Below are 12,643 nucleotides of genomic sequence, written 5' to 3'. Positions count from 1 at the left end.
ACGACAGGTAAAAAATCATAAAGCAAATTTTATACCAATGGCGGGAGTAAAAAGCAAATAATTATTTTGAGGCCTCAATATGCGAATTACGTCAATTAAAATTCAAAATAAGCCCCCTATTGACAATTTCGAAGCAACAAATTTATCAACGATTATAGTACTAGCCGGACCCAATGGAATTGGAAAAACACGTTTAATCCAGCAAATCATTGGCCTTCTTCAAAATCCACAGGCAGATCCGTCACGTTCTCTCAATATTGAGGCTACTTCATCTGGTGAAAGAGATTCTTGGAAAAAGAAATCACTTAATACACTTGATCAAAACGATTCAAACTTATTGCGTCAGCACCTTCAAAAAAACCGGAAACGGGGGAAATTTGAAAGTAGTATCTTGAATTTTGATTCATCAAGAACGTTCGAACAAATTGCACCGTTTCAATGGAGCTGGAATTTTCCAGATCCTTTCGATGAAGATGTTGTGTGGAATCTTATGATGAATCCATTCAAGAATAGATATCAGGATACAATTCACGCATTATACAGGAAAATTGGTCATTATCGAACAGAAGTTTCCCAAAGATATGAAGAGTTAAGAAAGGCTGGCAAAAAAGAAATGCCTATTAATCCTATTGACCCATTAGAGAAATTTAAAACTACATTTGATTTATTGTTGTTTCCAAAAAAACTTGCAGATATTCCATTAAATAATCCTGTTATACAGTATATAGAAAATGGGCAACTTCTATCAATTGACACATTAAGTTCTGGCGAACGGGAAGTATTCACAGTTGTATTTGATTTACTTCTACATGATCCAAAGGATTGTATTATTTTTTTTGATGAACCAGAAGTGCACCTTCATCCAGAACTGAGTTTCCGTCTTTTGAGAGCCCTTGAAAATGTTGGTGAAAGAAATCAATTTATTTTTTGTACTCATTCACCGGACATCATTACGCAATCACTGAACCATTCTGTAATTTTTATCAAACCAAAAAATGGAGGGGAAAATCAAGCCGTATCTGTTTTTAAAGATGATGAAAAAGCGATAGCACTTAATTTGCTTGGACAAAATTTAGGTGTCATCGCACTTGGGAAGAAGATAGTCTTAATCGAGGGTTCGGAATCTAGTTTGGATAAGCAAACATATGGTGAGATCATGGGATCTCACTTCCCTCAATACGTGCTCGTTCCGAGCGGTAGTAGACAGACCATTTTATCATTCTCAAAAATAGTTGAGGGTGTATTGTCAAAATCCCTATGGGGCATAGATTTTTTTATGATATCAGATCATGATAGCAGTCTTCCAGAGAATGTAATGACCGATTTAGTGTCGAAATCTTCAAACCATCTCGCATTCCTTCCACGGTATCATTTAGAGAATTATTTCCTAGACGAGGAAATTATTGCGCGAATGGTTTGTAAAATGGAGCCTCATGACAGTTGGCTTTGTGACCCGGTAAAAATTAGAGACAAACTCAAACAAATCGCTCGAGAATCAATCCCATACACCATTCGATTAGAGTTGGATTCTCTCGTTCAATCAAAAATTGGAAATGTTGGCCTTACCGTTAAGGGAATCAATGATATTGATCTATCAGATTATTTGAGTCTCTTGGAAAATTCATTTTTAGTTGAGCAAAAACGTGTAAATTCAGCATTTTCATTCGAACCTATTAAAGAGCACACTGAACGAAGATGGATTTATTTGAATGATCTGGTAGATAGAGACGATGATGAATGGAAAAAAGTGATTCCTGGACGAACATTATTCAATAAATTATCAAGTGCCGCGAACGTGAGCCCGGGACGATTTAAAACAATGTATATCAATCAAGCCAAAGAAGATAATTTTTCACCATTTGAGGAAATAATTCAAATTTTTGAAGAATTTGAGCATTCAACTAAAACCTGATTGGTATCGAGATAAAATCTTTTTCATTTTAAAGAGCGATTCGTTTTTCCTGCATACAGTTTTTCTGCAAGATTGTAGCGACTCGGAAACATCCTTGATCACGCAAACGTATAGGTAAGTGCGTAGCGCAAAACCCGACTAGGCGTTTTGCGCGTGGGCCATCGCACCACTCTATAAAAATAATTATAACTTAAACTCCATCGGAGTGTACAACTTTTCAAGTCCAAGTATCTTTTCAAAGGATTTGATGATTATCAAAACTGGTGATGGCAGAATGGGCATTCTCTGGTCGGACTAACCATTTGACCCGAATATGCTGTACTTACAGGTCTTCCGCAATTTGGACAAAAAGACAATATTCCCGTCAGACCTCCAGAAATTCTTGCCCCTACAACACTTTTAGCTTCATTACTTCGAACAACTATCCCAACACCAGAAAAAACTGTTGGGCTTTGAACATCCAATCCGATAACGTCTCCATCCACTTTATTGCCTTCAACCAAAATTTGAGTGTCCTTTAAAACAAAAGGTAAAATTTTTTGTTTTTTCAATTTCTCGGAGATTATCTGTTCGTGTTCAGTTTTCATTTGTTGGAGAACGGAGATTGTATAAAGTTCTGGATTATCATCGACAAGTTTATGATGGACATTACATAGTAAAATTGCGTTCTTGTAGGTTTCTTTATCTTGAAATTTTTCTTGATATCTCGCGGCGCTCGGTTTTTCTCCGATAATGTGACACTCTTCACCTAAGTTTGTATCCATCTCTCCATTTTTTGTAAATAACTTTCTTTCACAACTCTCCCCATTAAAATGATAGGAGCATATTCCAGCTGCTGCACTCCATAAATTCTTACGATCCTTAATTGATAAGTCCATAGATGATTGGAATCTTTATTGACATGTGTATATAATTATCTGAATTCCGTAGCGTCACCCTCCGGCATTTTCCCGCGTCAGGCATCGCATCGAAGTTACCCTAACAAGATTTTCAATTATATTCGTCAAAAAAGAAAGATGAGGATTAAGGCAGATTTACTTGGATTGGTGAAGTACCAGGTGGCGTGATATCATTCCACTCAGGCTTATACGTTTGGTAGAGGTATAGTTCGATCCCGTTACGGTTGGCTTGTGATCCAACTTCCGCTGTACAATATCCACATCGAAATTTCGACACTCCCGATTTAATTGAAGTGTTCGACTCCGATGAGGAAATGTGTTGGTAAAGTCTTTGTTCAAGATTCTCAGCTTGTCCAGTGTAATGACATCTCCATTTACCATCTTTGAAGTGAACCCATATCACATACACCCCAGAGGATGTTGGGGCATATTTCGAGATGTCACCGGAGTTAAGTTCGTGGATTAAAGACCATTTTATGTCCATTTTTTTCTCCAAACTTTTTCCTTTTGCATTCGGCTCAATGTTACACGCATTGAGCATCATGATACAAAGTAAATTTTACCGGCATATATACTCCCGGATTGCGCGGGGTGAAAGTGTTGTTTTCGTGTATTTTTACATCTGTATGGAAAATTAAGCAGAATTATCTGTCAATTTCCATGGTCTTGCTTTCATGATTTGCGAACAGGAACGTGCGTAGCCCCACCCCCATCATTCCCCCGCGTCGGGCATCGCAGAGCGGGGGATGGTTCGGAATCCGGGTACAATTGACCGATAACACCTTGCGATCATCATACCTACTTACCTCTCATGAGTAAGGAAAAATCCAAATCTTCTAAGATTGTGAACAGTGTTGATCCAGAATCTGTCTCCGATGCTATTGATATCGAGGTAATTTCCACGAAAATCTTTAAGGAAGGACCGGCCATCAACACCGTGTCATCTCTCTTGGTATACCGACAGGATCTCAAACTTGCTTCTGAATCCAGGGAGTACGCAGCTCTCGTGATAACATCCATCGAAGAGAAAGAAGATGGATCGATCTCGGTTAATCCTCTCGCTCTTGCAGCTACAACAATGGATCATGTCAGTCAGTTTTCCGGGATCGTTGAGTGGATCCACCTCTGATTCCGGGAAAGTCTCCGGAGCAGGAGATTCTGACGGCGTATTGAACTTTGTATTCTCCACAGGTGAATTTTAACCCGGTGAGACTCTGGGATAATTAACCGATAACAACTTGCGATCATCATACCCATCTAACCTTCATGAGTAAAGAAAAATTTCAGTCACCTAAGATTGAGAATATCGTTGCTTCGGGATCTATCGCTGATTCTATCGATCTTGTTGAACTTTCAGAAACGGTTGAGAACTGCGAACTCAACAAGAAACGATTCCCCGGTGCAGTATTACGACTTCAAAACCCCAAAATCACGGTACTCGTTTTCTCTTCCGGGAAGGTGGTAATTACTGGGATCAAAAGTCACGATGAATTTGTCCGTGGTCTGGATAATCTCATCCAGAGAATGAAAAAGGCCGGAGTAACCTGTCATGATGCACCTGAGGTGGCCGTTACCAATATCGTCTGTTCGTATGACCTCGGGAAGTACATTAACCTGAATAAGGTAGTTATCACGCTTAACATGGAAAAAATCGAGTACGAACCGGAACAGTTTCCCGGGTTGGTATATCGTATACCAGATCCAAAAATTGTTGCTCTTCTCTTTTCATCAGGGAAAATAATCCTGACAGGGGGAAAAACGATGGATGATGTAGTGAGAGGAGTTGCATTCCTTGAACAGATGTTAGGTAACATTTGATTATACTATCTGGAATGAAATCTCCCTGCCCCTCACAAGAAAATTTTGCTGAGTCCCCCACCCCCTCATCATTTTTTTTCGGTGACCCCCATGACCCCTCATGATTTCCCGCACGCACAAACACGACGCCCCGTCGTAAACCGTTTCGAAAACAGGGGCAGACCCTCACGGAAATTTTTTGCTGAGGGGGGGTACCCCTCACAAAAATATTTTCGTGACCCCCCGTACCCCTCAGCAAAATTTTCTGGCGATCCACTCATCCCCTCAAATATTTTGCGTGTGAGGCATCGCAGATTATGATTGCTCAAAGAAAAATTTCCAAATTTTTTTACTTCCACAATCCGCAAAAGATTTTCCAAAAATATTTCACCGCACCGGAAAATTTTCTCAAAAAAATTTCCCGTACCTTATCTCCCCAGGACCCTTCCTGTCTCCGACGTTACCGACGTAAATCCCAGCTCCGGAACCCCCTCTTAGATAGTGCAGATCCGGACTCATGCAAAATACCTGTGACAGGTCAGATACCTGTCCGATGCACCTGACCTGTCACGGGTCAGATACCTGTCACAGGTCAGATGACCCGTATTAGGGACCCCTAAAACTGCGATCCAAAACGGGGGTTCTTTTCAATTTTCGGTACCCTAGCCCGTTTTGAGAGAGATCAGCCGTCCAATAGCGCCCATTAGCGCATTTTTTATTCTTCGACGGAGAAAATCCAATCAGGGCCCGTATCGCCCGATAAAATCTCCTCATTGCGCGGTTTTTTGGGAATAAGGCACACTGAAGCGGGTCCGGGGGGTCTTTCTGGCATGGGTCTCCGTCGAAGAGTCTATGACTCTTCTCCTCCTCCAGGTCTGATGACCTGTCGGACGTCGGAGAATTAAGATCTGCTGAGGGTAAATCGGGAACTGAATTCGGCAGACAGTGTCTGCCCAATTGGTGCTTTCGCCGGGCCGATTGCCGGAGATTACCCAGACAGTGTCTGGGGAATCTGTGGGGCAACCTCATGATATTCGACATAAAAGCGGCGTATATACTCAAGATTTGTTGAGGAGAAAACTCGCCCGGGATTTTCTGTCAGTCTGGCCGGGAGATCCTGTAACACATGCGCTCCCTATCCGGCCCGCCGGCTCCCATGCGCAACAGAAACAAAGGGACGATCTCCTTAATATTTCCCGACACCAATAAAATATCAGGAGCGGGACAATCCATGCAGCCTTTCAAGATTATTGTCGAGAAACACCAGGACGGCTTTGTAGCATATCCTGTCGGCATGCGGGGAGTGGTCGTTGGCGAAGGCGACACCTATGAAGAGGCGGTGGCAGATGTCACCTCCGCGATCCGGTTCCATATCGAGACATTCGGCAAGAATGCTTTTTCCGATGACGATATCGTAGATGCACGACTGGCCGAGGTCGTCATCTGAAATGAACTTCGAAGATTTTATAAAATCTTCTCGATTTGTGGAAAACCTGTAACTCACAACCAATCTCACACTTCGTTGTGAGATTGGTTTAATTTCTGGGATTTCCACAAATTTTTCCTCACGACGTCCCCAAACAGCGGGTTCTCCACACGTTTCATATTCTTGGATTTGATGTTGTCCGGACCGGGAATCATATTGCACTGGAACGCATCAACCCGGACGGAACGAAAACTCCTATGACAATCCCGAATCACGAAACGATCAAGGGATCGACCCTGCGGACAATCTGCACGCAGGCCGTGATTTCACGAGACGCATTCCTGGAAGCATTTGAAAAAAGTTAAAGACTGACAGCAGATTTTCGTAGTACGATTCCTCCACCATCTCTGCTCCTCATGGACTCTCCGCGACGCCCCCTTCTCACTCATCCAGGCAAGGTTACGAATCAAAAAAATTTCGTAGCGCCATCCCCCATCATTTTCCCGCGCCGGGCATCGTAAATTAAAAAATTTCTGACTCATTTAAAAAAAATGCCGGATTGGTTTAACGATTATTCCCGGGTCCGCCCAATGACAGGGCGTTGGATAGGCCCGACATCTTTTTTAGAGACCCACAGGCAGCATTGTCCCGGTAGTGAAGTAGTGGTCAAGGCACCGCTTGAGCATCCCCGTCAGGCCGGAGAAACGCTCATCGAGCATGGTGTCAACAAACCGGTTCCCCGCTTCGGAGAGCCCGGTCACCGTCCAGGTAACGGCAAGATCGGTATCACCCGGTGTGGGTTGAGAAAGATCCATCTCCCAGTGGATTGTTATCAGGCCGGGCGTGACCCGGGAGAACACAACGCGCCGGTCGGGCATGTGTTCTGCACACATCCAGATGGTCAGCCCCTCATCGGGAAGCGTGGTGGTAAAGACACAGCCGGGCTCTGCGTAACCGGACTGCGAGTACACCATCGTATAGTCCCACCCGGCAATCCAGTCGCGTTCGCGCTCGGGGCAGAGGAGGGGAAAGACCCTTGAAGGGGGTGCATGAAGATGCAGCACGGCTTTTTTTGTGGCCCGGCTGCCGGATCCATACGTAGGCTGGCTCATGCCCGTCCCCTCGCGGTAAAAAATTCCTGCGCTGCATCGTCCTTTGTCCCTGCAGATTTTTTCATTCCCCGTTTGAAACAGTGATGTTGCATACCGGAAAAGTATTACCCGATCGGATAAATAGTTTGTTAGGGTGAACTAACTAATTTCCGACAGGACTTATTCGCCCGGCTCAAGCGGGCTCTCGACCATAATCCGGAACGCCCGGGTAAGGATCTTCTGCTCATCCGGTGTCGTGCATTGCTCCAGCCGTTCGATAAACTGCCGGCATGCCCGGTGCTTATGCACGAAAACTGCCTGTCCCATCTCTGAAAGGGAGAGGTGGAATTTTCTCTGGTCGACTTTGGACTGAGTACGGATCACAAAGTTGTCACTGATCAACTTGGTGATTGCTGCCGTGGCCGATGGCTTGGAGACCCCGATGATACGTGCAAGTTCGGTCAGCGTGATATTCTCATTGCGCTGGACCGCCTGCAGGTAAAAATACTGGTTGATCGTGATGTCAGGAAACCCGGGTGTCGATCCTGGTTCTGATCCGTCAGCTTCAATGAGGATATGATGATATCGTTCGATGACCTGCAGGAACAGATCCCCTAATTCCATGATTATAGTGGAGCACGGCCGGCGTTTAAAGATGTTGAAAGACCACGGGTCAGGGCAAGTGCCTGGCGCAAACAGTCCCGGCATTGCACGCGTAAGCCCTCGCAAATTCTTTTTTTTCTGACTCCAGAAAAATTAAAAAAAGTTCCGGGCGGCAAAATTAAAAAAAAAATTTCAAAAAAAATTACTGCACCGGGATCTGTTCCATCGGTGTGCTGATAATTTCATTGTAGGATGCCTGCGTGATGTACGTTGGCGTGTACGTCCCGCCGTACGCGGTGATCCACTGGTTGAGCAACCGGAGATTATTACGGGCGGACGCAAGCTGCTGCCGGTAGATGAACTGCAGGTCGCTGTTGTCAGTACGCCCCATGGCACCCTGGAGGTCTGCGATGTGCATGTCCTCGAACGTGGCGCTTGACGTCAGCGCAGTGGTAGCGGATGCGTAACCGCTGTTGATATCTGCCGTATACATCTGCTGGAGTTTCTGGTTCGTAAAGACTCCGGCAGCCTCGTTCTCCGGTGAGGGGATACCGTACCGCTGGAGGATCACGTTGTCGATCGCCATGTAGACCCCGGATGCATTGGCGATGTGCAGGAAGACCGGGATGTCGCTGTGCATGCCGTAGAGCGCGGTATTGAGATCGTGATCGAATTTTTCTGCTTCCTGCAGGTAGAGGATATCCGTAGTCTCAGTCTCATTGAGCGGTGCCTGGGGCATGGAGAGGAACGCTTTTTGCGAGGCATCGTTGTCAGGGACCGCAATGGTGACCGCGGGAGTCACAACGGTCTTGCTGCCCTGCTGGCTGGTGCATCCAGCGGCAACCGCCAGCATGCATACGACAAACAGGAGTGCGATGAAAGGAGTATTGCGCATATCTCTGATTGTACCTGAAATTCTTTTAATGGTTTTCCTGCATGCGGTCAATATCCTGACGGGTACGCAATCCTCTGCTGCGCTATTCACCAGGCTCCTTTGCGGATACCCTCATTCGTTCCTGCTCCCGTCCCGCAATAAAAATATCCCGGCTCACGCTCCCAAACACATTTGTACTTTTCTGACGGAATATCAAACAGGAATATTATGAAGCACGAGATCATTGGCAACAACCTGCAGATGGTGAAGATCGACCTCCAGCCTGGGGAAGGGATCTTTGCCGAAGCCGGATCGATGGTGAACATGACCGGGTCGTTCACGATGGAGAGCCAGCTCAAGGGCGGCATCATCTCCGGCCTGAAACGCGCTGTCACGGGCGAGAGCATCTTCCTCACCCGGTTCACCGCGGGCGACACGGCCGGGTTCGTCTCCTTTGCCGGGACCATGCCGGGGAAAATTTTCCCGGTGACGGTCAGCCCGGACAAGGATTTCATCGCCAGCAAGGAGTCGTTCCTCTGCTGCGATGATGGCGTGGACCTCGAGATCGCGCTCACGAATAAGATCCGTGCAGGGCTCTTTGGCGGGGAAGGCTTCATCCTCCAGCGCATGACCGGGCAGGGCACCGTCTTCCTCCACTGCTGCGGGGACATCATCGAGATGACCCTGAAACCCGGCGAGGTCGTCAAGGTGCAGACCGGGCTCGTTGTCGGGTTCGACCACTCGGTGAGTTACGATATCGCGCTTGTCGGCGGGATCACGACCGCGATCTTTGGCGGGGAGGGGCTGTTCGTCACTACCCTGACCGGCCCGGGAAAGGTCGTGCTCCAGTCCATGGACATCGCAAAACTCGCTGCCTCCATCATCCCCTACCTGCCCAAGCCGGAAGTCGTGCAGGTCAAGGCAGTCTGAAACGGAATCGGGAATGAATCCCGTACTCTTTTTTTAATCCGGATCCCACCTCGGCCATAGCCATTGTATCCAAAAAGGTACAGCAGGACCATCCGGCCTGACAAGTTGTGATGACAAGGTCAAATGTTACACACGTTGCCAAATCTGAATTATCGTAAAAAAAATGGTTACCGGAAATAATTGTTCAGGACCCCCGCAATCGGCCGGGCGGCAGGGAATTACCAAGAAAAATTCTTGAGAAAAATGTTGTCAATGGATTGTAGTTTGCTGGCTGGTTATTGATTTTCTGAATATATCGAATGGGTAAACGTATGATTGGTATCTAATCGTACTGGCGCCAGGTGTGACTGCATTCCGTGCAGCGGAAGAAACGGACCTCGCTTTCATCAGCAGCGCGGAGCTGGCGGAGCCACCAGATTGCAAGGTTGTTCTCGCACTTGGGGCACTTGATCTGGATCGTGGGCATGGTCTTGATGTTGGTATCTTCATCGTCCACGATGGTAATCTCGTTCTCCGTGCGCTCCTTCCTCATTGTCATCTGGTCGTTGCTGTCGATCTTCCTGATATAACCGCACTTACGGCACTTCAGCTGACCTCCGGACGACATCATAAGAGTCTTACATTCAGGACAAAACATGTGCATTACATGGGTCACTATAGAAGATTAACTCTCGTGTAATGCAGCTCATGATTTCCAGATTCGCAATGGTTCCGGCCGGGTCCGGAACGGACCACGGAGACCTGAAAAAAAACCGGCACTTCAGAATCCTTTTTTTGGTACTGCGTGGATAATTTACTAATGATCGAGTATCTGGTCCTTTTATCCTGTGCCGGATTTCTGGCATTCCTCATACCCGGTCGACATCGGAAGTATGCAGCTATCACCGGGTGGATATTCATTGTCCTGACCCTGTTTGCCGAGCTGCCGGAATTTTTTAAGGAATACAATTTCATGTATCCCCTGATCGCGGCAATGTCCGTGCCATTCCTCGCGATCACCATAAAATACCTCCTTATTAACGATGAACGGGCGATCAACATATCAAGGGCGGCGGCAGTCGCGTTCCTCATCTACGCCCCGTTCGGGTTCACGCAGGTGCCCCTCTTTGCCTGGCTCGGGGACCAGCTCATCTCCATGGTTGTCGGGCAGGTCATCTGGATACTCGAAGCCCTCAACTACACGGTCTCGCTCACCTGCATGAACGTGGCCACCGAACGGGCGATGGACCCGGCCGCATGCGGGGACCTGCTCCGCGACACGATCACCCGCAACGGGTACAGCGTCCAGATCGTCCTTGGGTGTACCGGCATCCAGAGCATCGCGATCCTGCTGGGTGTGGCCGCGGCAGTCCCGACAACAGTACGGCAGAAGTGCTATGCCTTCCTCATCATCGTGCTGCCCATCTATTTCCTCAACCTGCTCCGGAACGCCTTTGTGATCATGGCATACACGGACCAGTGGTTCCCGTATTACCCGGATATCGCAAGCAACGGCGAACCCGGGTACGAGAGTTTCTTCTGGGCGCACAACGTGATCATGGAACTGCTGGCGCTCGTGATCCTGGTCATGCTGGCGTACTGGCTCTTTACGCTGATCCCCCGGCTCGGGAAGTTCGCCGACGAGTTGTACCAGATGTATACCGGCGAGATCAGGAAAGCGTTCGGTAAAGGTAGATAATCCGCTGCAGCGCAGAAAGGTTCGTGCAGACGGCAATAATGATCACCGCTGCCCAGATAATCCCGAATACTCCGCCGGTAATTAAAACAACAAACGTCTCCGGCCGGCCGAAGAACCCGACCCCCTCGAGGGGGTCGTCGATCTTTCCTTCGACTTTTTCCCGGTACCCGATCTCCGCGTAGACGACCGGTTTGATAAACGTGTTCATCAGCGAGCCGATGATGGCGAGCGCGACAATACAAAAATCTGCCACCGGGGGAACGGGATAAAACTGGCTGACGATCTGGATCCCGGAGAGGCCGATGCCGAGAATGACCAGCGCATCGACATACTTGTCCACGATCCAGTCAAAGACCGCACCGAAGTTGGTGTGGGCGCCGGTCTTCCGTGCAACACTCCCGTCAATGAGGTCGAACACCGCGGAGAGGAGGAGGAAGAACGCACCTGGCAGGAACTGGCGCTGGAAGAAAAGGACCGCGCAGACGATACCGGCAGCGAGCGAGAGCAGCGAGATCTGGTTGGGCGTGATCCGGAGCCGGACAAAGACATCTGCCACCGGCTCAAGATACCCGATGAACCTTGGCCGGAGTGCAGTAATATTCATAACTTAAATTCATGCGCAGATCAACAATTAATAGTTGCTCATCCGGCGTTGATCTGCCATGCTGGAGGGGTTTTGGTCCGCCGCTATCGCCACGTTATTTATATTTGCCACCCTATTATTCCGGAGAAAAGAGGCTCACATGACCACTACTTCAGACCGTCCGCACGTGCTCATGATGTCGGAGATCACGGCGGATGGCAAACTTACGCTCAAGAAAGGGGCATCCTCAAAGATCCTGATGAAATACATGGCGCACGAGACCGAGATCCTGCTCCACGAGACGCGGGCAGAATACGATGCGATCATGGTCGGGGCCAATACGATCCGGATCGACAACTCGTACCTCACGGTCAGGTACATCGAGGGAAAGAGCCCGCTCCGGGTGATCCCGTGCAGTATGGCCGATCTCCCGCTCGATGCAAATGTGCTGGGCCCCGACGCCCCAACGGCCATCGCTGTTTCGGAAGCCGCTCCCAAAGACCGGGTCGAGGCGATCAAAAAGAAAGGCGCCCACGTGATCGTTGCCGGGAAAAACCATGTCGAACTCCCGCTGCTCATGAAGATTCTCCGGGAAAAATTCGGCGTGAAGAAGCTCATGATCGAAGGCGGGCCGACCCTGAACTGGCACATGCTGCACGACCGGCTCGTGGACGAGATCCGTCTCATCCACCTCCCCTTCATTGTCGGCGGGTCCGACACCCCGTCCCTTGTCGGCGGCATGCACATCGATAACGAGAACGAGATGATCCGGCTCAACCTGAAAAAATACTATATGTGCGGGAGCAATCTTGTCTCGGAATTCGATGTGCTCTACACTCAGTGAGGAACA

At 48.0% G+C, this 12,643-nt stretch carries 15 protein-coding genes; 8 read left to right on the top strand and 7 right to left on the bottom strand.

The genetic code is table 11. From position 1 onward, the window contains the following. Positions 1 to 79: 79 nt before the first annotated feature. Positions 80 to 1,912 carry an AAA family ATPase gene (locus tag M0R30_RS04895; RefSeq protein WP_292544093.1) on the top strand — a complete coding sequence of 611 codons (1,833 nt, stop codon included), beginning with the start codon at positions 80 to 82 and terminating at the stop codon, positions 1,910 to 1,912. 254 nt (positions 1,913 to 2,166) lie between these two features. On the opposite strand, the gene M0R30_RS04890 is transcribed toward M0R30_RS04895, so the two are convergent. Both M0R30_RS04890 and M0R30_RS14745 read right to left on the bottom strand, forming a co-directional pair. Next, positions 2,167 to 2,790, bottom strand: coding sequence for a hypothetical protein (locus M0R30_RS04890; RefSeq protein WP_292544092.1), 624 nt, complete (start codon positions 2,788 to 2,790; stop codon positions 2,167 to 2,169). A 145-nt stretch (positions 2,791 to 2,935) separates the two neighbouring features. Continuing rightward, positions 2,936 to 3,295: a GIY-YIG nuclease family protein gene (locus M0R30_RS14745; protein ID WP_366513111.1), complete on the bottom strand. Its 360-nt coding sequence runs from the start codon at positions 3,293 to 3,295 to the stop codon at positions 2,936 to 2,938. 327 nt (positions 3,296 to 3,622) lie between these two features. Here M0R30_RS14745 and M0R30_RS04885 point away from each other — a divergent pair, with 327 nt between their 5' ends. The 4 genes from M0R30_RS04885 to M0R30_RS04870 all read left to right on the top strand — a co-directional run bounded on the left by M0R30_RS04885 (position 3,623) and on the right by M0R30_RS04870 (position 6,399). Then, positions 3,623 to 3,940: a hypothetical protein gene (locus M0R30_RS04885; protein WP_292544088.1), complete on the top strand. Its 318-nt coding sequence runs from the start codon at positions 3,623 to 3,625 to the stop codon at positions 3,938 to 3,940. Positions 3,941 to 4,077: 137 nt separating this feature from the next. Next, the gene (locus M0R30_RS04880) at positions 4,078 to 4,629 is read left to right on the top strand and encodes a TATA-box-binding protein (RefSeq protein ID WP_292544085.1); all 552 of its coding nucleotides are present in this window, start codon (positions 4,078 to 4,080) and stop codon (positions 4,627 to 4,629) included. A 1,210-nt stretch (positions 4,630 to 5,839) separates the two neighbouring features. Then, positions 5,840 to 6,055 (top strand): type II toxin-antitoxin system HicB family antitoxin, encoded by a 216-nt coding sequence (locus M0R30_RS04875; protein ID WP_292544083.1) that lies wholly within the window; start codon positions 5,840 to 5,842, stop codon positions 6,053 to 6,055. A 95-nt stretch (positions 6,056 to 6,150) separates the two neighbouring features. Next, on the top strand, positions 6,151 to 6,399 hold the full coding sequence (locus M0R30_RS04870; protein ID WP_366513110.1) for a type II toxin-antitoxin system HicA family toxin: 249 nt from the start codon (positions 6,151 to 6,153) through the stop codon (positions 6,397 to 6,399). Between the two features lie 258 nt (positions 6,400 to 6,657). Here M0R30_RS04870 and M0R30_RS04865 read toward each other — a convergent pair whose 3' ends face one another. The 3 genes from M0R30_RS04865 to M0R30_RS04855 form a co-directional block, all read right to left on the bottom strand. Continuing rightward, complete coding sequence (locus M0R30_RS04865; RefSeq protein ID WP_292544080.1) at positions 6,658 to 7,146, bottom strand: hypothetical protein; 489 nt, start codon at positions 7,144 to 7,146, stop codon at positions 6,658 to 6,660. Positions 7,147 to 7,305: 159 nt separating this feature from the next. Further along, positions 7,306 to 7,749, bottom strand: coding sequence for a MarR family transcriptional regulator (locus tag M0R30_RS04860; RefSeq protein ID WP_292544077.1), 444 nt, complete (start codon positions 7,747 to 7,749; stop codon positions 7,306 to 7,308). Between the two features lie 181 nt (positions 7,750 to 7,930). Further along, positions 7,931 to 8,623 carry a DUF2202 domain-containing protein gene (locus tag M0R30_RS04855; RefSeq protein WP_292544073.1) on the bottom strand — a complete coding sequence of 231 codons (693 nt, stop codon included), beginning with the start codon at positions 8,621 to 8,623 and terminating at the stop codon, positions 7,931 to 7,933. A 207-nt stretch (positions 8,624 to 8,830) separates the two neighbouring features. On the opposite strand from M0R30_RS04855, the gene M0R30_RS04850 reads away from it, so the two are divergent. Further along, complete coding sequence (locus tag M0R30_RS04850) at positions 8,831 to 9,532, top strand: TIGR00266 family protein (protein WP_292544071.1); 702 nt, start codon at positions 8,831 to 8,833, stop codon at positions 9,530 to 9,532. A 322-nt stretch (positions 9,533 to 9,854) separates the two neighbouring features. Here M0R30_RS04850 and M0R30_RS04845 read toward each other — a convergent pair whose 3' ends face one another. Next, positions 9,855 to 10,169 (bottom strand): transcription factor S, encoded by a 315-nt coding sequence (locus M0R30_RS04845; RefSeq protein ID WP_292544069.1) that lies wholly within the window; start codon positions 10,167 to 10,169, stop codon positions 9,855 to 9,857. Positions 10,170 to 10,331: 162 nt separating this feature from the next. Between M0R30_RS04845 and artA the strand changes: the two genes are divergently transcribed. After that, entirely contained in the window at positions 10,332 to 11,210 is an 879-nt protein-coding gene (artA, locus tag M0R30_RS04840; RefSeq protein ID WP_292544066.1) for an archaeosortase A, read from the top strand. Here the strand turns inward: artA and M0R30_RS04835 are convergent. Then, positions 11,182 to 11,814 carry a CDP-alcohol phosphatidyltransferase family protein gene (locus M0R30_RS04835; protein ID WP_292544063.1) on the bottom strand — a complete coding sequence of 211 codons (633 nt, stop codon included), beginning with the start codon at positions 11,812 to 11,814 and terminating at the stop codon, positions 11,182 to 11,184. The two genes, artA and M0R30_RS04835, sit on opposite strands and share 29 nt — an antisense overlap. A gap of 139 nt (positions 11,815 to 11,953) precedes the next feature. On the opposite strand from M0R30_RS04835, the gene M0R30_RS04830 reads away from it, so the two are divergent. Then, on the top strand, positions 11,954 to 12,637 hold the full coding sequence (locus M0R30_RS04830; protein WP_292544061.1) for a dihydrofolate reductase family protein: 684 nt from the start codon (positions 11,954 to 11,956) through the stop codon (positions 12,635 to 12,637). Positions 12,638 to 12,643 lie beyond the last annotated feature (6 nt).

Origin of the sequence: Methanoregula sp., from assembly GCF_023227875.1 — an archaeon.
GTDB lineage: Archaea > Halobacteriota > Methanomicrobia > Methanomicrobiales > Methanospirillaceae > Methanoregula.
The sequence above is the reverse complement of the archived record's forward strand: the minus strand, read 5'-3'. Positions and strand labels throughout refer to the sequence as shown.

Bases quoted from the DNA above. Each gene is read 5' to 3' on its own strand.
- M0R30_RS04855 (WP_292544073.1), bottom strand. From the start codon at position 8,623: ATGCGCAATACTCCTTTCATCGCACTCCTGTTTGTCGTATGCATGCTG.
- M0R30_RS04890 (WP_292544092.1), bottom strand. From the start codon at position 2,790: ATGGACTTATCAATTAAGGATCGTAAGAATTTATGGAGTGCAGCAGCT.
- M0R30_RS14745 (WP_366513111.1), bottom strand. From the start codon at position 3,295: ATGGACATAAAATGGTCTTTAATCCACGAACTTAACTCCGGTGACATC.
- M0R30_RS04845 (WP_292544069.1), bottom strand. From the start codon at position 10,169: ATGTTTTGTCCTGAATGTAAGACTCTTATGATGTCGTCCGGAGGTCAG.
- M0R30_RS04835 (WP_292544063.1), bottom strand. From the start codon at position 11,814: ATGAATATTACTGCACTCCGGCCAAGGTTCATCGGGTATCTTGAGCCG.
- artA (WP_292544066.1), top strand. From the start codon at position 10,332: ATGATCGAGTATCTGGTCCTTTTATCCTGTGCCGGATTTCTGGCATTC.
- M0R30_RS04860 (WP_292544077.1), bottom strand. From the start codon at position 7,749: ATGGAATTAGGGGATCTGTTCCTGCAGGTCATCGAACGATATCATCAT.
- M0R30_RS04865 (WP_292544080.1), bottom strand. From the start codon at position 7,146: ATGAGCCAGCCTACGTATGGATCCGGCAGCCGGGCCACAAAAAAAGCC.
- M0R30_RS04830 (WP_292544061.1), top strand. From the start codon at position 11,954: ATGACCACTACTTCAGACCGTCCGCACGTGCTCATGATGTCGGAGATC.
- M0R30_RS04895 (WP_292544093.1), top strand. From the start codon at position 80: ATGCGAATTACGTCAATTAAAATTCAAAATAAGCCCCCTATTGACAAT.
- M0R30_RS04875 (WP_292544083.1), top strand. From the start codon at position 5,840: ATGCAGCCTTTCAAGATTATTGTCGAGAAACACCAGGACGGCTTTGTA.
- M0R30_RS04885 (WP_292544088.1), top strand. From the start codon at position 3,623: ATGAGTAAGGAAAAATCCAAATCTTCTAAGATTGTGAACAGTGTTGAT.
- M0R30_RS04850 (WP_292544071.1), top strand. From the start codon at position 8,831: ATGAAGCACGAGATCATTGGCAACAACCTGCAGATGGTGAAGATCGAC.
- M0R30_RS04880 (WP_292544085.1), top strand. From the start codon at position 4,078: ATGAGTAAAGAAAAATTTCAGTCACCTAAGATTGAGAATATCGTTGCT.